Below are 21,283 nucleotides of genomic sequence, written 5' to 3' on the forward strand. Positions count from 1 at the left end.
GAGCGGTACCGGGACAGCGGCTATCGGTGAGGTTGGCCTTGGGCTTCGGGCAGTGCTCCAGCGCGTTGGGTGACCAGGTGGCCATACCGCTCTGAGTCGGCCCTGCGACGTTCATCCGCTTTTGATGAGCCTCCTGGGAGGCCGAAGGCCGGCTGGAGTGTCATCGCGAACTGCACCGGGGGGAGCTTCTGCTGACCGTCAGGGGCATAGGCGTCTTCCTGGATGAGGATCTCCATCTTGCCAACGGCAGGGTTGCGCCAGAAGTCCGCGAGGGTGAATGTCAGGTTCCACGAACCGTCGAAGGTCGCCTTCTGTCGAGCGTCAAGGCGGAAGATGCAATGCGTCATAGTCGCGTTCGGGAAGCCGTCGACCCTCCAGCCTCCCCCCTGGGACGGTTCGGATCCGCCGCTGATTGCCACGCGGTAGTTCCGGTCGTCTGCCAGCAGGTCGCCGGGGCCGCTGCCGTAGGGCACAGCGAGGATGAACCGCCAGGCACTGACATCAGCCTTGCTGCCCTGGTGCTTGCCGATGGCGAGTGAGAGCGTCTCCAGGTCATCCTGCTTGGGGACGCTGTTGTCCAGGAGGCGCTGCAGCGAATGGTTCAGCCGGTAGTTCAGGAGGGGGCTCGGCGCAGGCGTGCTCATCGGCAGGCCGTCCTTCATGTAGTGATTACTGACTTCGGCTCGTCAGGGTGAACTTCGGCGAAGTCCCTGATGAGTCTGGTGTGGTGGCCGTATCACGTGCTGTGTGAGATACGCGGATGGAGGCGGGCTGACGGCTGCGGGACGCAAGCGTCGGGAGACCGTGCGGATGCAGGCGGCCGAGTTGTTCGAGCAGAAGGTCAAGCCAGCGGAGGTCGCGCGGCAACTGCGGGTGAGCCCGAAGTCGGCCTGCCAGTGGCACCAGCTGTGGCGGAACGGTGGTGTGCAGGCTCTGGCTTCCCGGGGTCCGAGCGGTTCGCGGTGCCGTCTGTCCCCGCGGTGCCTGGAGAAACTGGCCGTGTATCTGGAGCAGGGTCCGGCCGCGCACGGCTGGGTGGAGGACCAGGTGTGGACCGCCGCGCGGGTGGCCACGCTGATCGGCAGGAAGTTCCACGTGTCCTACAGCGTCTCCGGGGCCACTCGGTTGATGCACCGGCTCGGCTTCAGCCCGCAGGTCCCCACACGGCGGGTCGCCGAGCGCGACGAGCAGGCCGTCACCGCGTGGAAGGAGGCGACCTGGGCCGAGGTAAAAGAGCGAGGGCGGCCTGCGGGGGCTACATCTGCTTCGAGGACGAGGCAGGCTTCACCCGCCGGCCGCCCAGGGGACGCACCTGGGGCCGGCGCGGCCGCACCCCGCAGGTGACGGTGAGCGGCCGCCGATCGGGACGCCTGTCCGTGGCCGGGCTGATCGCCGTGCGCCCCGGCTCCCGGACCCGGCTATGCCACCGCCTGCGCACCCACCAGGCGGGCAAAGGCAAGCGTCGCAGCATAGGCGAGGGGGACTTCATCGCGCTGCTCGACGGCGCCCACCAGCTCCTCAAGGCGCCCATCGTGCTGGTGTGGGACCGCCTCAACACCCACGTCTCCCGCGCCATGGGCGAGCTGATCGCCCAGCGTGAGTGGCTGACGGTGTTCCTACTGCCCGCCTACTCACCCGACCTCAACCCGGTCGAGTGGGTATGGGCACACGTCAAACGCAGCCTGGCCAACCTCGCCGTCGTCGCCCTCGACCGACTCGAAGCCCTCGTACGCAACCGGCTCAAACGCCTTCAGTACCGGCCCGACACCCTCGACGGCTTCATAGCCGGCACCGGCCTGACCCTCGACGACCCAGCACCACCTTGACGAGCCGAAGTCAGTAAGTCGATACTCAACGTAGCGCTTCCGGCCGTGGATACGGGTGGGCTTTGAAGGAACTCCGTTTACTCCTGGTCCTGTCGTCGTCTGCCGCGGCCGGGTTGCGCAGCGGACAGGGCCCGCCGCGGTACCGCGGCGGGCGTCCCGAAGCCAGAACATGAACCTGCCGGTCGAGCCCTGGCATCACGGATGGCCTCAGATAGTGCGCCAATCGCCGGAAGCGTCGAGCAGATCGATCTGCTGTGTATTGAGCTTTCCGGCCTTGGCTGCGGCAATCTGCCGGCGCTGCCAACGTCCTGGCAAGAAGGCAGGGTCGGAGTCAGGACCTGGCCGCTTGCTGGAACCGGTGAGGGTTCCGCCTGCAGCCAGATAGGCCCTCCAGCGCCGGTATCCGCGGACCCATAGTGGGTCCAGGGCCCACCGTGGGTCCAGGGCATCGAGACGAGCGCGCTGGTCATTGGTGAGGTCGTCGATGTTGTGGCGCTGGCGTTGCATCCAGCGTCCACGGCTGAAGCCATCGTGGACGTCGCTGGTGGGGATGGCCAGGTTGCCGTGCTTGTGGTACCAGACCAGTGCGTGGGCGAAGCCGCGATCCCAGGCGTGCTCGTGGCGGTCCCAGATCATGCCGATGGCGTTGAGTTTGTTGATCCGGTCCGGGGGCAGCAGGCCCTTGGCGTAGAGGTACCGCTGCTGGTTGAGCCAGCTGACGAGAGGGCCGTCGCGGACATCGAGGTGGCCTTGTTCCTCAAAGAAGGCTTTCGCGCGGGTGTAGTTGCGTTCCCAGTCTTCTGTACGTGGGGAGAAGCTGCGCAGGCGGAGGGCTCGCAGGATGGCGTCTTTGTGGTCACTGGCATTGATCTTCAACCATGCGAACGGCGCTTCGGCCTCAGCGCCGTCCTCGGCGGTGGTTGCGCTGGATTCGTCGGATCGGGCGAGCGGGGTGGCTCGGTGGCTGCGCAGTTCGGTGATGCGCCCGATCATGCGGCCGTCGTGAGCGGCCAGCGCCTGCAGGACCTGCCAGACAGTCTTGAACGCGGACGCGGCGAGTGTGGCTCGGTGTTCGTCGTTGGTGGCCGCGTCGTTGACGGCGGCCGCATCGGTGGGCGTCTGCTCGTCGTCGCCGATGGCCGGCAGGTAGACGGGGATGATGATCCGGGCCTTCTTGCCCTGGCCCGGCTTTTGACGCAAGGCGCGGCCGATGGCCTGGACAATGTCGATGACGCTGCTCTTGGGGTCGGCGAACACCACGGCGTCGACGCCGGGCAGGTCAACGCCTTCCGACAGCAGACGCGAGTTGCTCAGGACGGCGCGCTCGTCGCTGCCGGGGGTGTGGGTGCCGAAGTCGGCGAAAATCTCGCGGCGGGTCTTGAGCCGGTCGGTGCCGGCAACTGCGCGGGTCCACAGCTTGGGGCGCTGCTGTGCGGGCAGCAGTTTGGCGATGCGGGGCAGTGCTGCGGCGAAGGAACGGGCGGCGTCGACGCGTGAGTGGTACGTGAGGATCCGGTAGAGGTCCTCATCTGTCATTGCGCGCAAGAGCCCGACGCCCAGGGCGAGTTCTTGGAGCTCGGCGTTGGTCCGCTGGGAGCGGAGATCGGCGATGGCGGGCATGATCAGTAGCTCGCGCAGATCCTCGTCGGTCACTACGGGGACGAGGACCTCGTAGTCGGCGATGAGGCCCAGTGCGATGCCCTGCGCAGCGGTAAGCCGATAGACCGTTTTACCGAAAACATCATCATTGTCCATTGAGTAGACCGTCGTGGAGTCAACGGTCTCCCCCGGGGCGAGGTCCACGATCCGGGGGGTCGCGGTGAAGTTGGCGCGACGCTGGGCTGGGACCTTGTCATCTTGGTGGACTGCTGCCCAGGGTTTGTCGGCCGCCCCCGCGGTGCGGTGGGCCTCGTCGATGACGATCAGGTCCCAGGTGGGGAGTTGGTGGTCGGCATGGGCAGTGACGATGCGTTGCAGGCTGGCGTAGGTGGCGTAGATAGTGACAGGGCCGGTGGCGCTGGTGACGAGGTGGGCGAGGGTGCCGGCGTCGGTGGTGACCGTGACGTCGCTGTGAGCGCCGGCCTCGGCCAGTTCGAGGGCCTCGTCGTGTGAGCACGCACCGATGGCGCGGCCGCGACGGCGTCCCAGGATCGACCAGGCCGTGGCGGTCTGGTCGAGCAGCTCGATCGTGGGGACCAGGACCAGGACGCGACCCTTGGCCGCCATGCGGCGGGCGGCGGCCGCCGCCATGAGCGTCTTACCGGAGCCGCAGGCCGCCTCCACAATGGCCCGGCCGCCGTCCTTCAGGGCTCGCCACAGGTTGCTCACGCCGTCCTTTTGGTGCGGGCGCAAGGGGATGACTCCAGGCCGAGGGGCCTGGACGACGGGAGATTCAGGCGCTGCGGGCCGAGTGGCATCGCGGGGTGTGGGGATGGCGGCGGGTTCAGTCACGGGCTCCACGATCTGGTCTCCACGGGCTATCGAGCACACGGCTGAGGGCTATCTGCGGGGCAACCAGGTGCGCACTTCAAGGAACTGCAGGCGCGCCTGCGGGACCGCACGGCCCGTCTCGACCAACCACGCCTGCACCGCCGCGGTCACATCCCCATAATGATCGGCGACGCGCCGGGACCATTCCGCGGCGTCGAATCCACCAGTTTTCGCCGAGCCGTAGCTGCGTTCCTGGGTGCCGTCCGTGCGAGGCACCACGCCGCGCTTGAGGCCCGGGGAGTCATCCTCACTGCCGGGATGGTATACGTACTGGTCGCCTTCCATGCGGATGGTGAAGGCGAGACGGCCGCCGGCCCGTCCTGCTGCGTGTACCACCTTGGCCAGGTGGGCCGCTCCGTGGGCGATGGCCTGCTGGCCCGCCCGGCCCGCCGCTGATCTCCCTACCGTCCCGACGATGTCCTTGCCCCGCACCCGGGCCCTCGCGCCCGTGCTGGTCAGACGCCGCGTCACATGCTCCTGGGCAACGCGACGCAAGGCGTCACGGTCCCTCTCCCCCGCGCCTACTGCCCGTACGACGTGCTGCAGGGCGGGAATGAACGCGGCCCCTTTGCCTTTGGTGAAGAACTGGCTGACGAGGGAGGCGTCGCGGTCGAGGAGGTCGGCCACCTGTTTCCGGGTCAGTCCCGCGTCGATCAGTTGCTGGGTCAGGCGTGCGGCCTCGTTCTGACGGGGGCTCATGTTGCGCCTCCTGCTTGGGCGGTGCGCAGGGCTGCGCGGCCTTCACCTTGAAGTTTGAGGAGCTCGGCTTCCGTGGTGGGCCACGGGACGGGACCGATGAGGTGCCCCTTCTTTCGGTATTCGCCGGGCTTTCCGTGGTAGGGCCAGCGTGGGTCCATGGTGAGGGTGAGCGCGTCGGTACGTGCCGCCACCAGAGCATCCCGGGGCACGTACAGGGCCCCGACATGGACCTTGTCGCCCTTCATGTTCGTGTCGAGCAGGGCGTATCGTGCTCCGCCCCATACGTACATCGGCCACTCAGGGTGGGAGTTTCGCTCGTCGGTAGCTTCCGTTCGGCGCTGCCAGGTGATCACGCCGCGGTGTTCGCCGATGATCTCCACTCCGTCGGGCAGGTGCTCTCCGACCCTGGCGGTGCCGGTGACCATGCCGGGGCGTGAGGCGAAGCTGCCGATGCCTTGTAGCAGGATGGCTCGGACAGCGCGGGAGGCGAGGTAGGCGACAGCGCGTTCGCGCGGGTCACCGTGAAGGTCCGCGCGGCTCTTCAGTCCGGCCCAAGCCGCCTGTAGTTTCTTCGACCAGTCGTCGAGCGGCTTGCCTTCCTGCCACACAAGGCCGTCGAGGATTTCGATCTTCCACGGCTGGAGGTGGTTGGTCACCGCGCCATAGACCTCGGGGCCGCTGGCCCACGTCTCGAACACGGCGCCAGCGCCAGCCGGGTAGTGCCAATCCCGGTCCCCTGGCGCAGGGGCTGGGAGCAGCCCGATGTGGTCCCACCCTCTGGGGACGGTGGCTCGCACATGCCAGTGGGAGCAGGCAAACAACGCCTTCTTCTTGTCGCTGTCCGACAGAGCCCCGAACGCTGCACCGGTCATGCGTCGAGGTTCCCCGACCGGCGATTTCCAGGTGTGGCGGGCATAGGCGAAGGTGCGGTCGTATTCGACGAGTTCAGGGGCCTGGGTGAGCCCGGGCGGGGCGAACAGCTCGACTCGCCCTTGTCCTGCCGTGGCATGAATCAGGCCGCGCAGTTCCGGCGACATGACGGGGTACCCACCGGCCCATTGTCCGGTCGTGGGAACGGTGCGGGTCCACAGGTCACGTCCGGTCTGACCGGGCGATCCCATCAAGACGACTTCATCGGGCCAGTGTTCAGAAAGGGCGCGCCACAACGCCCGAAGGGCGTCTCGGCCCAGCGCCGGGTCGTCCTCTTCCTGATCCAGCCACTCTCGAAGGGAACGGATCTCGACGTGGTCGTTCGAGTCCGCCCGCATGAACCGCCCTACAGGGGTGCGGGCGCGCAGGAAATGCCCGGCCAGTCGGTCACGCCCCTGCCCGGTGTCGGTGGACCAGCGAGGCGAGGGGATGCTCAGCCACGCAAGGACGGCATCGGTAAGGGTGTTGTAGCGGTGCTCGTCACGGTGCCAGGGATTTCCTGCGGTGACGTAGATGCGCTGGGTGTCGGGCGCAACAGACAGGACCGCGTCGAGGATCGCTCCGGGCGACCGGTCCCCCAGGTCGAGCCGGACGTGCTTGTCGGCCCGGTTGACCCGTGCAACCAGGTCACCCGTGTTCGTGTTCAGAAAGACCATTTCACGGGTCTTTTGCTTGAACCGGCGCCGGGTGGACTTCAGCCCCGGCGCCAGCTCCAAGAACCGCGCCCCTTCCGGGCCTTCGGGAATCGAGGGCAGAACCCTTGCTGCTGCCTCTTGCTTCGACGGCTGCGCCGGGGCGGACACGACGGTGGTGGGGTCAGGGGCGTTCCGCTCGGCGACGTCGATGGCCTCGTGGGAGGCATGTGAAGAGAGCTCGGCTGAAGCATCACTTGGCTCAGCAGCAGGGGCCTGTGCAGAAGGGGCCTTGGACAGTGCGGATGTTGATTCACTGACCGTAGGCTGCTCGGCCACCTCGCGGACAGCCGTTGGCTGGGGAGCTTCCACCCCATCCCGTGCTTCCCGCACATCGGTGGGGGTGGTGTCCAGCCGCGGCGCGATCTGCGCCAATTCTGCGGGCCTTATGCCAGCTGCCTTGGCTACCGTCTCCCCGTTCGCCTTTCCGTAGCCCTCTATGTCGCAGACAATACGGTTGCGTTGCCTAGCCAGTTCATCACGCGCCACCGCAGCGGCATCGACTCTCTTTTGTGCAGCAGCCTCCTCCTTCTCCTTCGCTGCGATCTGCTTCCTCAGCTCGCGCAGTTCCTTCAGCTTCGCGGTATAGGTCGGGCCGTCCATGCTCATCAGGACAACTCTCCCTCGATGTCAGCAACGCTTGTGGCAGGTCGGGTTTTGACATAGGCGATCGGGCCACCGGACTCAGAGAACAGGCGTTTCCCCAGAAGCAGGCTGGCCAGGCGCTGTTCATCGGCGTGGTCGGGAGTCGACTTCACGGCGTTGACCGGTGCGGTCAGGTCGGTGAGGTAGCCGGACAGACGCGCATGTGGGAACCAGTGGCGCGCGCTGCGGGCAGCGCCCTGCGAGACGGAATCCTCCAGCCCCGTGAGCACCGCAACGGTGTAGGTAGCCACGGTGACCACCAGAATCTTGGCGTCCGCCACGCGTTGAGGATTGCAGCGCCACCAGCCCTGCAAGGCGGCCAGGAGTTCCTCTTCTGTCAACGTCACGCCGAAGCCGACCCATCTCCTGTTGTCTTCCTCAACGGGAGTTGCCGCGTCAGCCCTCAAGACGGCCACCTCGCCCGCTGGAACCCCTGAGAGGTCTGCGTCGGGCAGCCGCTGCAGCGCCTGAAGGGCGTCATCCGGGATCACCTGGCCGTACCCTCCCCCCTCGAACCACCCCTTCCGCACACCCGGCACCAGCCCCGTCGCGAGGAGCTTATTGACGGTGGGAATCGAGAAGCCCAGAGCCTGCCCCACCTGCCTCGTGGTGACAGTCATCCAACCCTCCTACGCCTTTTAAGTATGCTTAAAACGCATCCAGGATACACGTCGCAGATGGTTGACGCCAATGCCTTTTAAGCATACTTAAAAGGCATTGGCGTCTCGTCCATCCCACCGCTCGTCCAAGCCGACGCCCACCATCTGTGACCAGGTTCGGCGCCCTCGGGTAACTGTGGCGGAGTCGCCGATCACAGCGCGTGCGGTGCGCCGGCCCGCTACCGACCGCGCGGAATCACGCCTGAGACGGCGCCGCCAATTCCCGACAGGAGAGGGAGGGGCGGCATGCGCCTCGTCGCCATCGTCGAAGGCGACCTGAAGCTGTGTGGAATCGTTACGGCCCCGGCGGTGGGCGCCGGGGCTACGCCCGGTGAGGCTGGGGTTTCGAGGGTGATGAGACCGCGTGCTGAATCTGCTCTCGGAGGTCGGCCGCCTCATGGGTTGCGACGAAGGGCTCTGCCTCGTCATGGAGTTCGATCAGCCTATCGGCGACTCGCGTGGAGGTGACAGCACCGAAAAGCTCTACGGCTGCGGCGGTCTCTTCTCGCGCTCCCGCCAGCTCGCCCACTACGAGGTGAGTGCGCGCCAGCCCCAGCCGGTCGAAGGCCATGCTTCGCACGCGATTGTCCGGTCGAAGGTCAAGGGCTTCGGTCAAGAGCCTCACGGACTTCTCCGCGCGCTGGGCCCGGCGCGCGGTGGTGTCGCTCTTGGCGGCGATCTGGTGGGCAACACCGAGGGTGGCACACAGCTCGGCACGATCGAAGAACGCCATGTGTGGCGGTTCCTCTGCTGGGTTGATCCGGGTGAATGCCTCCTCGGCACGGCCGGCGGCGCGTTCGCTCTCATCGCTGAAGCCGAGCAGGGCGTGGAAGCGCGCTTCCAGCGCGGCGAGCATGGAGATGGTGGATGGGCTCGCCTGGCGTCGGGCGCCGTACTGGGCGAGGTGGACCAGGTCCACGGCGTCCTCGATGTGGCCTAGGTGCGACATCTGGCGGGCCATGCACTGGAGGATGTGCGCTCCGAGGGCCGAATCCCGGCCCTCGGAGGCGGCATGCAAGGCCGTGATGAACAGTTGTTGGGCGCTGGTGTGAAGGCCGGAGTCGAACGCCATCCAACCAGCAACCGATCCGAGGTCTGCGACGGCCGCGAAGAGGTGGCGTCCGACGCTTTCGGTGTAGGCGCATGCGTCCAGCATGGCGGTGGCGTCGGCCATCTGGGCGACGACCGCTTTTCGGGACAGCATCCCGCCGAGGCGGTTGTCGGAGTCGCGGAACATGCGGGTGAGCTCTTGGAGGCCCTCGACCTCCGTCATGCCGATATGGCGACCGGAGGTTTCGGTGTAGGGCTGGCCTGTGACGGTGCCCTTCGCGGAGGTCCAGAGGGCGAGGGGGGTGAGCAGGTCTTCGCCGTGGTGAATGCGCGCGGCGTCCTCGCCGTTGCGGGTGTGCGGCAGCATGAGTTCGCTCCGGGTCAGGTGTGCGATGGCCTCGACCGTTCCAGCCGCGTTCCAGGGGAGGTCCGGGCGGTCAACTCGGATCACTCTGATGCTGGGAAAACCAAGGTCAGGGCCGGTGAGAGGATGGCCAACGCGCTCGGCGAGGACGCTGGCGATCAGCTCGGGCAGGGGCTCGCGCGGCGTCTCGCCAGCTAACCAGCGGCGTACGCGGCTCTCGTCCGGGCTTACCTGCCGGTGGCCGCGAGCGCGGGCGAGCTGTGCAACGGCACGGGCGAGCCCGACGTTGGACAAGCCAGACCTGACGAGCCAGTGAGCCAGCAGCGCGTTGGGCTGCCGGTTGAGGGCGGGACGTCCCATGAGGTGGCGCCTCCAAAGAGCTGGACTCCCAGCGTAGGCAGAGGCGTTCAGCTGCGGAACGGTCTGGAGTTTTTCGCCGTAATTCGCCGAGGCACACGCCGATACGGCGCCGAGGCAAGCGCCGCCCGACGCCGGTGTCCGCCGAGTTCCTGGCCCGTTCCCCCTGTGGTGATCTGGTCATGCCACAGCGGACAGGCCGCCGTGGAGCACCACCCGTCGAACCTTCTCGGAGGTAGCCATGAGCGTGACCACTGACGTCCCCACCACTGTCGAGGAGACCCCGGCGCTGGCCCTGACTTTCGACCTTCCCACGACCCAGTCGGGCGAGGCCGCGATCCTCGGGCGCCAGCCGAACAACGACGGCGACAACTCCGGCGCCATGTTCTTCGAGTGATCACCAGCACCTGACCGCTGCTGGTTGAACCTGGGGGCCGGGTACACCGGCCCCCAGGGTCTTGAGAAGGGGAGGAGAGGCATGCACGGGGAATGGATGACTGGCTGCGGGCATAGGGAGCATGCGTGGGCCGGCGAGCGGCAGATTGACGGTATGCCCGGGGTCGCAGTAGCCCGGGGGTGCCGAGTTGAGGTGCTGGCAGGATGGGGGGCTCGTGTGGCTCTGGTCGGGGACGTCTGTCTGTCCGACGACGACAGGCCGGTCCTGGTCGAGGCTGCCTCTGCGGGCCGGTGGAGCGACCTCACGCGGTGCCCGGGGTCGTATTGGGTGATCGCGGAGAACAGCAGAAACCGGTTCGTCTGTGGTGATCTTTCCGGGCTCCGGTCCATCTTCTACACCGAGCAGGGCGGACACACCCTCTGGTCGACCAGTGCCCGCGGGCTGGCCGAGCGCCGCCGCGCCCCGCTGAACCTGGCGTTGACTGCGGCGCACTTCACGGTGGGCGCGGAACATTGGCTGGACCGCACACTGTATGACGGGGTGTTCGCCGTTCCGGGTGGCTTCGGTCTGCTGTTGGGGGGAGAGCGCCCACAGCTGATCGACGTGACAGGCATAGCGCCGGACCTCACGCTCTCCGAAGGGGCCAGCGCATTCGGCCAGGCTCTGCAGACAGCTGTGCATCGGCGGATGAGCAGCGCCGATGGACTCGCCAGCGCCGACGTCTCCGGCGGCTTGGACTCCACCGCCCTGGCAATCACGGCCTCCGCGGTCGGAGAGGTCCGCGCCGTCACCTATGCCGATGCCTACACCAGCGCCGAGGATCTCTTCTTCGCTCGGCGGGCGGCTGTGCACATGGGGGTCAAGCTCCACGTGGGGCGAGGTGGTGTGGAGCAACTGCCGTTCGCGTGGACATCGTCCCAACCCATCCCCGACCAGCCCGCCGCGGCCAGCCTGACCATGGCGCAGAGGCATCTCTACCTGGAGCCGGCGGCGAACCTCGGAGGCATCCATTTCACGGGTGATGGCGGTGACGTGGTCCTCGACTCGTGCTCGGCTGTCTGGGTCGGGATGGTGCAGTCCGGCGAGCGAAGGGCCGCGCATCGGGAAGTGACCAACTGGGCTCGCGCCCGTAACCGTTCTCCCCGAGATCTGTGGCGGGCTGTTACCCGAGCCGCCGGCTCCGGGTACGGCGGTGCGCTGGAGGAGGCGGCTCGTCAGATGGAGACGGGTGGCGTCGAGGGCAAACGACCGGGCGTGTGGTCGTGGTGCCACGTGGGGCAGTCCAGCGGGTGGTTGACTGCGGCCGGGCGCGATCAGGTCGCTGCGTTGCTCCGCGAGGCGGCGAAAGTTGCCACGTCGTTGAGAGCGGACCTCACGGAGCAGCAGTCGTCCCTCCGTTTGGTCGGCGCGGACGTCCGCAATACGGCGCCGCTGGCGGCGGCGTGGGGGGTGCGGCCGGTTTATCCGTACCTGGACAACGAGGTGGTGCGCGCGGCGTTCGCGATCGCACCTGCGGAACGGCACGGTGTCACGGCCTTCAAGCCCCTGCTGGGTGTGGCGTTGCCGCAGCTGCCGTCGTGGCTAACCAGCCGGACGAGCAAGGGCTCGTTCAGTCGCCAGCTGATCGCCGGGATGGTCCATCACCGAGCACGGCTGGCACACCTGTTCCGCGACAGTGTCCTGACGACGAGCGGTCTGCTCGATCCGGAGCCCGCGATCACCGCGCTGGCTGGTGTGGAAGGCGTGCGCTCCGACGCCCTGTACGACCTTCAGCGCCTGGCGATGGTCTGTCAGTGGCTCGCTGCGAACGGCCGTCACGACGGCCAGCTCTTGGAGGCCGCATGCTGATCCCCGCCCCTCAGGTCTATTGGCGCCGCTGTGCCGGTGGAGGGACTGCCGTGCTCGACCTGGGTTCCTGGCAGTGCCACATGTTCCACGGGAACGGCGCCCGTGTGTGGGACGCGATCACTTTGCGGGGAGATCTCTCCGGCCTCGCCGAGGAGATCGCCATCCCCGCCGGAGCGGATGTCGCCAGCGTGCGCGAGTCGATCGACGCGTACACGGAAAGCCTGTGCGCCATGGGCCTGCTGGTTGATCCTGCGGTGCCTCGTCGGCGCCGGTGGTGGTGGTTTCGGTGACCGAGATGGTCCACGCGCCGGCCGCCCCGCCGTGGCGGCGACGGATTCCGGCGACCCTCGCCGTGCTCGCCGCGCTGTCGGTCAAGATCCTGCCTTCGCGTTGGAGAGGCCGCGCCCGGATCCACCTCGCGCGCTGCTGCAGCTGGCTGCCGGCTGCCTCCCCCCAGCATGTCCGCGGCCTTTACGACGCCGTCGTTGCCTGCCAGCCAGCATGGTGGCCTGGGCAGATCGACTGCAAGGAGCGGGCGCTGGCCACTGTGCTGGCAACAGCCCTGACGGGCCGACGATGCCACCTGGTGATGGGGGCCCGTTGTCTGCCAGATGCCTTCCACGCCTGGGTTGCAGCTGCTGACGGCACGCAGATCGGCGTCGAAGAGGGCGGCGGCTCCGATCATCCGTGGGAACCGGTCTACACCTCCCCCTGACTGCCGGGGCGGGGGCGGACTTGAGTCATCCCACCCCCGCCACCGGATCACCCGATCGAGTGATCCGATGGTTGCGCGATTGACCCTCTCTGGGCGTGACCAGCACGAACACGCTCCAGGTCGAGGAATGGCGTTGAACGTCTGCCGCAGCTACGCGCCAATGGGACGCGTGACTTCACCGCCCACGGCGGATCCGCCTGCAACACCGGGTCCGCCCCCCATGATGCAGCTCCAAGACGACACGCACGCAGCCGCGAAGACGTGCGTCAGCACCCGGGCCATTGCCGCTCGGCTCCCGGCGACGCTGCGCCGCGCCTGGCACCTGAGTTGGCAGGCCGATCGACGCACCGTGCTGGTGCTCGTCGCCTGCACCCTCGCCTACGCCGTCCTCACCGCCGTTGCGCTGCGATCCACGGCCGCCTTGTTGGAGGCCCTGCTCGCTCCGGGAGAAGCCGCTGATCGGCTCCGCCATGCCCTACCTGCTATCGCGCTCGTCGCTGGCACAGCCTGCGCGAGCTATCTGGCGGATGGCGGCGCCCGTCTGTCGGCCCGCCGCCTGGCCCCGCAGGTCAACCGGGACGCCGACCTCGCCGTCATCACCGCCTGCACCGACGCCGAACTCGGTGCCTACGAAAACCCCGAATTCGACGACGCACGGTTCGCCGCCACCCAGGGCGCGGAGAAGACCCCCGAACTGATCAGCGGCGCCCAGAACCTCATCTCCGCCTGCGCCCAGCTCATCGCCGCAGTGATCGTCGTCAGCACCCTCAACGTCCTGCTGCTCATGTTGCTGCTCCTGGCAGTCGTCCCCCGAGTTTGGGGGGCCGTTCGCGCCGCCCGGCTCGACCACGACGCCGCTCATCGCAGTCTGGCCGACAGCCGCCTGCGCCGGGTCTTGGCGCAGTACACCACCGACCGTGGGACTGCGGCGGAGATCCGCTCAGGCACCATGGGAACCTTCCTCCTTACGCAGTACCGCATCATCTCCGGCCGCCTGGAGAGCGAACAGATGACGGCGGCCCGACAGGCCGCGCTCACGCAGGGCATGGGAGATTTGCTGTCCACCGTCGCGCTGGCTGTCGTATGGTCCGGCATCGTCTTCCTCATGCTTACCGGTCACATGGCCGTGGCCGCCGCAGGCACCACCGTCCTGGTGATTCGCACGGCCAGTGGAGCCCTGACCAGCACCGTCCGCGCAGCGGCCCGCCTGTTCGCCACCAGCCTCTACATCGCAGACTGGGCTAGGTTCCTCGACGGCGCGCACGCCTGGGCAATGCGCCGCGGCACCACGCCTGCCCCGCTCGTGGGGCCTGAGACGATCAGCGCCCGCGGCCTCACCTTCACCTATCCCGGGAAGACCGAGGCTGCTGTCACCGACGTCAACCTGGATATCCGTCGTGGCGAGGTCATCGCCCTCGTCGGAGAGAACGGTTCAGGTAAGACCACCCTTGCCAAGTTGCTGACCGGGCTCTATCTCCCCCGCGCCGGCACGGTCACCTGGGACGGTCACGATGTAGCCGACCTTCGCCCCGACACCTTGTGGCGCACGACAGGGGTGGTCCCGCAGGACTACACACGTTGGCCTCTAGGGACTGTATTGAGTCGTGATCATGTGGTTCGGATGAGGTCCTTGATCCAGATCATGGAGGCGCGAAGGTGGAGTCCGGCTTGGTAGCTCTCGGGGGTCTTGTCGTAGCGGGTGGCGATGCCACGCCAGGCTTTCAGCTTGTTGATCAGGCGCTCAACCGTGTTCCTCACCTTGTAGAGCTCGGCGTCGTGGCTGAGGGGCCGGCCGCCTCGGCGGCCCTTCTTCTTCCGGTTGGCAGCCTGGTCCTTCTTCTCTGGTATGACCGCCTTGATCTGGCGTTTGCGCAGGTAGGCGCGGTTGCCACGGGAGGAGTACGCCTTGTCGCCGGCGACCGCGTCGGGGCGGGTGCGGGGACGCCCGATGGGGCCGCGGACCCGGATCTTCTTCAGCACGGGGATGAACTGAGGGCTGTCGGCGGCCTGTCCGGCGGTCAGGATGATCGCGAGTGGGCGGCACTGGCGGTCGGCGGCGAGGTGGACCTTGCTGGTCTGTCCGCCCCGCGAGCGCCCCAGCAGGGCGGCCTTCAGCCGGACTCGGTGCCGGCGTCGAAGGCGTCTTCGCTCCTCGCGGACGGGATCGCCGTCCTGTCCGCCTTGTCCTTCCGGGCTGCCCCCTTTTGCCGGGCCTTCTCCTCCTCGGCGGCGGCTTTCTCCAGGGCGGTCAGGACTTCGTCATCCAGGTGCATCCCGGCGGCGTCGTGGTGGGCGCGAGTGGTGGTGGAGTCCACGCTGACCAGGGACAAGTCCACCTCGTCCCGCTTGGCAGCCTCGGCGATCAGGCCCTCCAGCAGGGTCTCGAAGACGCCGGCGTCCCGCCACTGGCGAAAACGGTTGTGGACGGTGGACCAGGCTCCGAACTTCTGCGGCATCTCCCTCCATTGCCCGCCCGACCTGAACTTCCAGATCACGCCCTCGAACTGCTGCCGCAGCCGTTCGGGATACGGGCCGTACCTGCCTATCGGTAGGTACGGCCCGATGAACTCCCACTCTTCATCAGTCAGTTGCACCCGCGTCATGAAAGACGATCTACCAGGACGTGCCACGCGACGCAGGCCGATTCCGCAGATTGATCACGACCCGATACAGGCCCTAGCCGCCCGGGAGAACATCACTCTCGGACAACCCCAGGTCGGCGGTGACCAGACCGTGAGGCGTGCCGCTGAACTGGCCGGAGCAGACTCTGTCATCGACGGCCTCCCTCAGGGCCTCGACACCTCCTTGGCCCGCTCCTGGTGGGGTGGACACGACCTCTCCGGCGGCCAGTGGCAGCGCATCGCCATCGCGCGCGCTTTTCATCGCGATGCTCCGGTCCTCGTCCTGGACGAACCCACCGCCGCGCTGGACGCTCGTGCCGAGCACAAGGTCTTCAGCCGGCTTACTCGACTGGCCGCGGGGCGCACCGTGCTCTTCGTGACCCACCGGCTCGCCAACACACGCCTCGCCGACCGCATCCTGGTCCTGAAAGACGGACACGTTGTCGAGAGTGGCTCGTACGAGCAACTGCTCACGGGTGGCGGCCTTTTCGAGGAGCTCCACCGACTGCAAGAGGCTCCGGACAGGCCATCTGCTCACAGCGTCGCAGCGCCCGCGGGCACGTGAACGGAGATAGACCTGCGGCCCGCTTCGTCAAATGCAGCGTGGGGAGAAGGCGAAGCCCTCTCCCCACATCCCGCCGAACTCCCACCTCACCTGCGGGCAGCCGGCGGTTCCACTGGCTGATTCGTGACCGCGAACGCCAGGTGCAGCGAACGCTCTGGCGTATCGACGTCATGGGGGACGCCTCGGGGTAGGACTAGCACGTCACCGACCCGGGTGACCATCTCCGTCGGACCGTCTTCCGAGGCCGTCCACACGCGCCACCTCTTCGCCCCCTCCAACTGCACGATGACCCCGTCCCAGTCGTCGTAGTGACGGCCCAGGGAGCTGTACCCGGCCTGCGAGGCATACGCAGCACAGGTAACGCGCCGCCCCAACGCCAACTCGATGGACCGCGAGGCGAGACGGATCCAGTCGACATGAACGTGCAGGTTCTCGTAGGACCGGGTCCGAGGGAGAGCCACAGCAGCGTCGTCTGCCGAGACGCGCTGAAAGACCGCGCCGTCGATCAGGGTCACCGGGACCCTTCCGACGGGCAGTTCCAAGGAAGAGAGCCACGATGCACTGAACGCATCACGCACATGACACGTGGACGGTTGCGAACACACCAGCGGCACAGCGACCGTGTTGAGCCGTATCCTGAAGGCGAAGGCTGCTGCGGACAAGGCAGTTACTGTCATCGTTTCGGCCTTAAGAGGTCCTAACAGAAGTGGTTGATCATGTGACTGTTGGTCTATCCGGTCGTTGGTCTGGTCGTGGGGAAACGTCAGTCGCGGCCGTGGATCGTGTCGGATGAACTGTGGGCCCTGATCGAGCCGTTGCTGCCCAAGCCGGGGCCGAAGCTGGTCGAGGGGCGGCCGAGGGTGCCGGACCGGCAGGCGTTGTGCGGGATCCTTTTCGTGCTGCACACCGGCATCCAGTGGGAGTTCCTGCCGCAGGAGCTGGGCTTCGGTTCGGGTATGACCTGCTGGCGGCGGCTGGCCGCGTGGAACGAGGCCGGGGTGTGGGATCAGCTGCATGTGCTGCTGTTGAAGAAGCTGCGGTCGGCGAAGAAGCTGGACTGGTCGCGGGCGGTGATCGACTCCTCCCATGTGCGGGCGGCCCGCAGGGGCCCAAAAGCGGTCCCAGCCCGGTCGATCGCGCACGGCCGGGCAGTAAGCACCACGTCGTCACCGATGCCCAGGGCATCCCGCTCGCGGTGTCGCTGACTGGCGGCAACCGCAACGACGTCACCCAGCTCCTGCCCCTGCTCGACAAGATCCCCGCCGTCGCCGGGGTTGTCGGCCGGCCCCGGCACCGGCCCGACGCGCTGTTCGCCGACCGCGGCTACGACCACGACAAGTACCGGCGCCTGCTGTGGCAGCGCGGAATCCGTCCCGTGATCGCGAGACGAGGCGAGCCACACGGCTCCGGCCTGGGCATCTTCCGGTATGTCGTCGAACGAACGATCGCCTGGCTGCACGGCTTCCGTCGCCTGCGCATCCGGTGGGAGCGACGGGACGACATCCATGAAGCCTTCCTCGGGCTCGCCACATGTCTCATCACCTACAGACATGTCCGACGCCTTTGTTAGGACCTCTAAGAGCCCATGAGGTGCCGAAGACGGTCGTCCTTGTCCGGAAGAGGGTAGTACTTGCTGAGCTGTGGGTCACCTGGTGTTGCTTGAAGAGCGGCGTCGAGCGCCAACTCTTCGGCCAGACGCAGCTCGTGCGGGGAGAGCCAGTTCCCGAGGACCTGCTTGACCGGGTGCTGCTGCAGCAGCTGAGTGGCCTGAAGGAGCAACTCCGGTTCCTGCTCGGTCGGCTTGGTCATGGTCTGTTCCACAATGATCTCCATGGTGGTTGAGAGAGGGAGAGAGTTTGGCCGCTGCTGACATCCCTGTGCAGGCGGCGGCCGGCGGGCGTGGGCTTCTGCCCATTGCTGGCTCCACGCCCAGTTCTTGGTCCGCGATATCGCGGTAGGCGACCGTCAGGCGGCCACGGGTTCGCTGTGGCTTAGCGCACGTCGAAGGCCGCTGAGGCTGAACGTCGCCACGACCGGACGGTGGTTGGACGCCTCACGGATATCGTCGTCGACGACGACTTCCAGACTGACCAGGGCTGCGGCCACCTGCGGGGTGGCGTAGATCCGATCAATGCGTTGCATGCTCCCCTGGTCGGTTCGCCAGAGCGAGGAGGTCGGTGTGAGGGCACTGGATTGCCCCAGGCCAGTAGCGGCGTAGTGCCCCAGTTCAGCGAAGATTGGGTGGCCCGTCTTCCCGCCGGCGAGGACACGGTCCGGCTGCGTGTCGGAGACCCGCTCGCCGAGCCAGTCCACGGTGCGGTGCTCGTAGTGCGTCCGGTCAGCGACCTGGTCCCAGTTCGGTAGGGACGCGGCCTCCTCCTGGTTGTGGGGGTAGGAGTTGCAGTCGCCCCCGATGATCGCCGCCATGCCCGGCTTACCCAGAGTGGTCAGCCGACGTGCCTCTTTCAGCCGCTGGTCGGGATCGAAGCTGCACATGTGGAAAGAAGCGAGGCTCAACTTCTTCGGTGCGCCCTTGAGCCGCACGACGGGGTTGCAGATCGGGTGCCACATCGCCGTCCTGTGCTCGAAGTACGCGGTCGGCTCGAACAGGTTCGGGTCGACGTAGACCCCGGTGGGGTTGGCGGACTCAGGGGTCGCGGCGGCGAGGAACGGGAAGTGCCCGCCAAGGCGTGCCGCCTCTGACCAGACAGCGTGTCCCCCGTACATGGAGGCTCGGGTCAGCTCCTGGCGCAACAAGATATGTGGGCGTAGGTCGGCCAGAACATCCATCGCCAAGTGCCACCGATGGTCAGAGCCGTCGCTGTTTATGCCGTTGTGCTCCACGTTCCACGAAACAACACGTATCTCATCATTGTTGGTTGTACTCAACAGTGCCCCCTTGGGGTTGTGCGGTCGGGTGATACCTGGGGCAGGCGGAATGGCCCGCCTGCGGTCGGGGAACAGTGAGGCCCGGCTGCCGCGTTCACGCCGCGGCGGATACCAGCGAGCCGGGGCGGTGTGGAGCAATGACCTGCCCGTCCGGCAGTAGTTCACCGGCGTCCTCGACGAGGAGCAGGACGCCGTTGCACAGCAGAGCCCTTCTCTGCACCTTCATCACCGTCCCATCTCCACGTCGATCACCGCGGGCAGGTGATCCGAGACTTTGCGAGCCTGGGGTGTGTCGTGGGTGTAATACGACTTCACCGACAAGTCGTTTACGAGGGCGTAGTCCAAGCTCCAGGGCACGGGCTCGGTTTCGTAGTAGTAGCCGACGGTTGCTGTCCTGTGCTCGCCGGTAAGCGCCTGCGGGTCCTCCCAGCCGGATCTGAGAAGTACCTGGAGGGCCCGGCGGTCCGCACCGCCGAACTCCCCGTTTCCCAAGACGAGGCGGTACCGCGAGTGCATGTTCGCGGGGATGAGAGACCAGCTCGCTGGCTCACGATCGGGCACGTTCAAGTCCCCCAGCAGCATCGCGCGGGGTGGTGCACCGGGGAACTTCCCGCCGTAGTCGGTCATCCAGCGTGCCTCGCGCAGGCGTGTATCGCCGTCCGTGTAGCTGAGGTGGGTGGCGAGGACGAGAAAGTCGCGCTGGTCGTCGTGCTCTTCGACGGGGCGAAGCCGGGCTCGGATCAGAGCGTGATGGAATACGTCCCTCCCCAAGATCGCCCTGCCCATGAGCCGCAGCTTGGACGGCCGGTACAACAAAGCGGTGTGATTCTGGACGGGGGGCGTGCCCAGCCGGGAACGGACCATGGCCACGGGCTGGAGGCCCAAGGTGTGCGCCATCCACCACAGGCGTCCCTCGTTGTCCTCGTCCCACCGGTTGCACTCCGGCAGGCACACGATGTCGGCATCGATCTCGGAGAGGATTTCCGCCTGACGACCGAGGCGCGTCTCGTCGGCGCCGTCCAGTCCGCCGAGAAACAGGTTCCACGTCACTGCCCGCAGGTTCACGCCGCCTCCGCCCATCGGCGCGGTTCGATGGTCTGCCCATTGGGCAGCAGCTCACCGGTGTCGTCGAAGAGCACGACGCCGTTGCACAACAGGCACCAGCCCTGCTCCGGGTGGTACGCCGCCAGTTGGGCGGCTTCCCGGTCGGTGGAGTCAGCTGACGGGCATGGCGGTTGGTGCGTACACATGGGATCCCCTACGGGGTAGATGCCGAGAATGATGAGGGCCACTGCCGGGGCCGCCGCCTTCGTCAACGGGGGTGTCGGCCGGAGGTGCGGCGCCGACCCTGAGGGCGCCGCACCTGCCCTTCCTCCCGTGGACCGTTGTGCAGGGCCCGGCCCTATAGGAAGGAACACAACGGCACAGTGTTCAGGAGTAGGTACGGCCGCAATTTGGGCAATAGGCGGTACCTCCGGTGCGCTCAAGCTGTGCACCGCATGCCTGACAAACGTCCATCATTCACTTCCCTTGGGTTTTCCGAGGTTGATCGGCAAGGACCCCCTCGGTGGCGAGTAGAACCCGGCGCGAGGTAGGTCCGCCGGGGGCTGTGGGCGGCCTTCCGGCCGCGGGTAGGACGTTGCCCCTCATGCCTGCAATGCGGGGTGTGCTTTCTCGATGGCGCCAGCCAGCTCGGCGGCGGCCAACGATGAGGCAACGCCGAGGACGACGTCTGGGGCTGGCCCGAGGGGTCTCGCTTGCAGGGAGATCAGTGAGCGACGGGGCGCAGGATGATCCAGGCCACACCGCTGTGGTCCTGGCGCCTGACCTGCCATCCCTCGCAGAGCACGTCGATCTCGTGGGGAGTCATTTGGCCGGTTTGAAGAGGGTGTTCGCTGATGGGGACAACCAGGTAGACATGACCGCCGGGAGCGAGCCATAGGTCACGCACCTGGCGCAGCCAGTGGACGGGTTTCGAGAGGAAGGGGACCAGCGTGCGAGCAACGACTAGATCAACGCCATGACGGGGCAGCCCAGGAGGCACACCGGCCTCCAGGTCAGCGTCCAGATACCTCAGCTGGGGTCCGTACCCTTCGGCGCGGGCCACGTCCAGGGAACACGAGGAGTGGTCGATCGCCGTGACGTTGTATCCAAGGCGGCGAAGGCGCCGGCTGAAGTGGCCGAGCCCACAGCCGGCATCGACGGCGACCCGACCGTAGTGGCCCGAGGTGGCCGCTACAAGGAAGCGCATCTCGTCCGCGCCGATCTCGTAGGGGACATACCCTAGGCGCGCCATGGCGTCCCAGAGGACCGGTGAGACCGGACGTCCCTGAAGTGTGCCTGCTGACGGCTCGTCCCTGTGCACCGCTGACCTTTCGTCGTGTTACTGCGAGAACCCGTACGCCGCCGCCAGCTCGACCTGCTGGGGTTGCGGCAGGCCGAGCTGGCGGGGCTGGGCACCGGGGATGGTGGTGCCCGGTCTGGTGCCTCCCGGTGACCGGTGTCTGATCACCGAGCGATCGGGAGGGGCTGGAGA

21 protein-coding genes and 2 pseudogenes are annotated in these 21,283 nt (G+C 67.1%); 8 read left to right on the forward strand and 15 right to left on the reverse strand.

All coding sequences use genetic code 11. The features are described 5' to 3' along the window. Nucleotides 1–20 precede the first annotated feature (20 nt). Nucleotides 21–662: a hypothetical protein gene (locus SNOUR_RS00475; protein WP_067342944.1), complete on the reverse strand. Its 642-nt coding sequence runs from the start codon at nucleotides 660–662 to the stop codon at nucleotides 21–23. 85 nt (nucleotides 663–747) lie between these two features. Between SNOUR_RS00475 and SNOUR_RS49525 the strand changes: the two genes are divergently transcribed. Continuing rightward, a protein-coding gene (locus tag SNOUR_RS49525; RefSeq protein ID WP_446677936.1) for an IS630 family transposase occupies nucleotides 748–1,826 on the forward strand; the annotation gives its coding sequence in 2 pieces (ribosomal slippage) (nucleotides 748–1,249 and nucleotides 1,249–1,826; 1,080 coding nt in all). 207 nt (nucleotides 1,827–2,033) lie between these two features. On the opposite strand, the gene SNOUR_RS00490 is transcribed toward SNOUR_RS49525, so the two are convergent. The 5 genes from SNOUR_RS00490 to SNOUR_RS00510 form a co-directional block, all read right to left on the reverse strand. After that, entirely contained in the window at nucleotides 2,034–4,316 is a 2,283-nt protein-coding gene (locus tag SNOUR_RS00490; protein ID WP_079141919.1) for a DEAD/DEAH box helicase, read from the reverse strand. A gap of 9 nt (nucleotides 4,317–4,325) precedes the next feature. Next, on the reverse strand, nucleotides 4,326–5,015 hold the full coding sequence (locus SNOUR_RS00495) for a hypothetical protein (RefSeq protein ID WP_067342952.1): 690 nt from the start codon (nucleotides 5,013–5,015) through the stop codon (nucleotides 4,326–4,328). After that, nucleotides 5,012–7,246 carry a hypothetical protein gene (locus SNOUR_RS00500; RefSeq protein ID WP_312631462.1) on the reverse strand — a complete coding sequence of 745 codons (2,235 nt, stop codon included), beginning with the start codon at nucleotides 7,244–7,246 and terminating at the stop codon, nucleotides 5,012–5,014. The genes SNOUR_RS00495 and SNOUR_RS00500 overlap by 4 nt, the downstream gene beginning before the upstream one ends. Continuing rightward, a complete protein-coding gene (locus SNOUR_RS47665) occupies nucleotides 7,246–7,902 on the reverse strand; it encodes a hypothetical protein (RefSeq protein WP_067342954.1) in 657 nt (218 codons plus the stop codon). The genes SNOUR_RS00500 and SNOUR_RS47665 overlap by 1 nt, the downstream gene beginning before the upstream one ends. Nucleotides 7,903–8,263: 361 nt before the next feature. Beyond that, nucleotides 8,264–9,715 (reverse strand): NsdA family TPR-like regulatory protein, encoded by a 1,452-nt coding sequence (locus tag SNOUR_RS00510; RefSeq protein ID WP_067342956.1) that lies wholly within the window; start codon nucleotides 9,713–9,715, stop codon nucleotides 8,264–8,266. Between the two features lie 238 nt (nucleotides 9,716–9,953). Here SNOUR_RS00510 and SNOUR_RS45825 point away from each other — a divergent pair, with 238 nt between their 5' ends. The 5 genes from SNOUR_RS45825 to SNOUR_RS00525 all read left to right on the forward strand — a co-directional run bounded on the left by SNOUR_RS45825 (nucleotide 9,954) and on the right by SNOUR_RS00525 (nucleotide 14,347). Then, nucleotides 9,954–10,109 (forward strand): hypothetical protein, encoded by a 156-nt coding sequence (locus SNOUR_RS45825; RefSeq protein WP_159425727.1) that lies wholly within the window; start codon nucleotides 9,954–9,956, stop codon nucleotides 10,107–10,109. 327 nt (nucleotides 10,110–10,436) lie between these two features. Continuing rightward, complete coding sequence (locus SNOUR_RS00515; protein WP_312631464.1) at nucleotides 10,437–11,957, forward strand: asparagine synthase-related protein; 1,521 nt, start codon at nucleotides 10,437–10,439, stop codon at nucleotides 11,955–11,957. Beyond that, entirely contained in the window at nucleotides 11,951–12,247 is a 297-nt protein-coding gene (locus tag SNOUR_RS00520; protein ID WP_159425728.1) for a hypothetical protein, read from the forward strand. Before SNOUR_RS00515 ends, SNOUR_RS00520 begins: the two co-directional genes overlap by 7 nt. A gap of 5 nt (nucleotides 12,248–12,252) precedes the next feature. Then, on the forward strand, nucleotides 12,253–12,672 hold the full coding sequence (locus SNOUR_RS42020; RefSeq protein ID WP_079143291.1) for a lasso peptide biosynthesis B2 protein: 420 nt from the start codon (nucleotides 12,253–12,255) through the stop codon (nucleotides 12,670–12,672). A 220-nt stretch (nucleotides 12,673–12,892) separates the two neighbouring features. Then, complete coding sequence (locus SNOUR_RS00525; protein WP_067342961.1) at nucleotides 12,893–14,347, forward strand: ATP-binding cassette domain-containing protein; 1,455 nt, start codon at nucleotides 12,893–12,895, stop codon at nucleotides 14,345–14,347. On the opposite strand, the pseudogene SNOUR_RS42025 reads toward SNOUR_RS00525, so the two are convergent. After that, a pseudogene (locus tag SNOUR_RS42025) lies at nucleotides 14,281–15,275 on the reverse strand (IS5 family transposase). The gene SNOUR_RS00525 and the pseudogene SNOUR_RS42025 overlap by 67 nt on opposite strands. On the opposite strand from SNOUR_RS42025, the gene SNOUR_RS42030 reads away from it, so the two are divergent. Further along, nucleotides 15,274–15,858 carry an ATP-binding cassette domain-containing protein gene (locus tag SNOUR_RS42030; protein WP_079141923.1) on the forward strand — a complete coding sequence of 195 codons (585 nt, stop codon included), beginning with the start codon at nucleotides 15,274–15,276 and terminating at the stop codon, nucleotides 15,856–15,858. The pseudogene SNOUR_RS42025 and the gene SNOUR_RS42030 overlap by 2 nt on opposite strands. An 86-nt stretch (nucleotides 15,859–15,944) precedes the next feature. On the opposite strand, the gene SNOUR_RS00545 is transcribed toward SNOUR_RS42030, so the two are convergent. Next, nucleotides 15,945–16,373 carry a JmjC domain-containing protein gene (locus tag SNOUR_RS00545; RefSeq protein WP_067342967.1) on the reverse strand — a complete coding sequence of 143 codons (429 nt, stop codon included), beginning with the start codon at nucleotides 16,371–16,373 and terminating at the stop codon, nucleotides 15,945–15,947. Nucleotides 16,374–16,610: 237 nt separating this feature from the next. Between SNOUR_RS00545 and SNOUR_RS42035 the strand changes: the two genes are divergently transcribed. Then, a protein-coding gene (locus tag SNOUR_RS42035; RefSeq protein ID WP_162494992.1) for an IS5 family transposase occupies nucleotides 16,611–17,428 on the forward strand; the annotation gives its coding sequence in 2 pieces (ribosomal slippage) (nucleotides 16,611–16,962 and nucleotides 16,962–17,428; 819 coding nt in all). Nucleotides 17,429–17,433: 5 nt separating this feature from the next. On the opposite strand, the gene SNOUR_RS00560 is transcribed toward SNOUR_RS42035, so the two are convergent. The 7 genes and pseudogenes from SNOUR_RS00560 to SNOUR_RS47675 all read right to left on the reverse strand — a co-directional run bounded on the left by SNOUR_RS00560 (nucleotide 17,434) and on the right by SNOUR_RS47675 (nucleotide 21,259). Then, the gene (locus SNOUR_RS00560) at nucleotides 17,434–17,679 is read right to left on the reverse strand and encodes a hypothetical protein (protein ID WP_067342968.1); all 246 of its coding nucleotides are present in this window, start codon (nucleotides 17,677–17,679) and stop codon (nucleotides 17,434–17,436) included. A gap of 144 nt (nucleotides 17,680–17,823) precedes the next feature. Further along, nucleotides 17,824–18,747 carry an endonuclease/exonuclease/phosphatase family protein gene (locus SNOUR_RS00565; protein ID WP_067342970.1) on the reverse strand — a complete coding sequence of 308 codons (924 nt, stop codon included), beginning with the start codon at nucleotides 18,745–18,747 and terminating at the stop codon, nucleotides 17,824–17,826. A 94-nt stretch (nucleotides 18,748–18,841) separates the two neighbouring features. Further along, nucleotides 18,842–19,099: a DUF5999 family protein gene (locus tag SNOUR_RS49070; protein WP_376738574.1), complete on the reverse strand. Its 258-nt coding sequence runs from the start codon at nucleotides 19,097–19,099 to the stop codon at nucleotides 18,842–18,844. Beyond that, a pseudogene (locus tag SNOUR_RS00570) lies at nucleotides 19,069–19,827 on the reverse strand (endonuclease/exonuclease/phosphatase family protein); the annotation flags it as partial. The pseudogene SNOUR_RS00570 and the gene SNOUR_RS49070, both read right to left, overlap by 31 nt. After that, the gene (locus tag SNOUR_RS00575) at nucleotides 19,809–19,997 is read right to left on the reverse strand and encodes a DUF5999 family protein (protein WP_067357464.1); all 189 of its coding nucleotides are present in this window, start codon (nucleotides 19,995–19,997) and stop codon (nucleotides 19,809–19,811) included. The gene SNOUR_RS00575 and the pseudogene SNOUR_RS00570, both read right to left, overlap by 19 nt. A gap of 518 nt (nucleotides 19,998–20,515) precedes the next feature. Beyond that, on the reverse strand, nucleotides 20,516–21,043 hold the full coding sequence (locus tag SNOUR_RS00580) for a class I SAM-dependent methyltransferase (RefSeq protein WP_067342974.1): 528 nt from the start codon (nucleotides 21,041–21,043) through the stop codon (nucleotides 20,516–20,518). 87 nt (nucleotides 21,044–21,130) lie between these two features. Further along, a complete protein-coding gene (locus SNOUR_RS47675; RefSeq protein ID WP_312631471.1) occupies nucleotides 21,131–21,259 on the reverse strand; it encodes a hypothetical protein in 129 nt (42 codons plus the stop codon). Between the last annotated feature and the right edge of the window lie 24 nt (nucleotides 21,260–21,283).

Source organism: Streptomyces noursei ATCC 11455, assembly GCF_001704275.1.
Taxonomy (GTDB): domain Bacteria; phylum Actinomycetota; class Actinomycetes; order Streptomycetales; family Streptomycetaceae; genus Streptomyces; species Streptomyces noursei.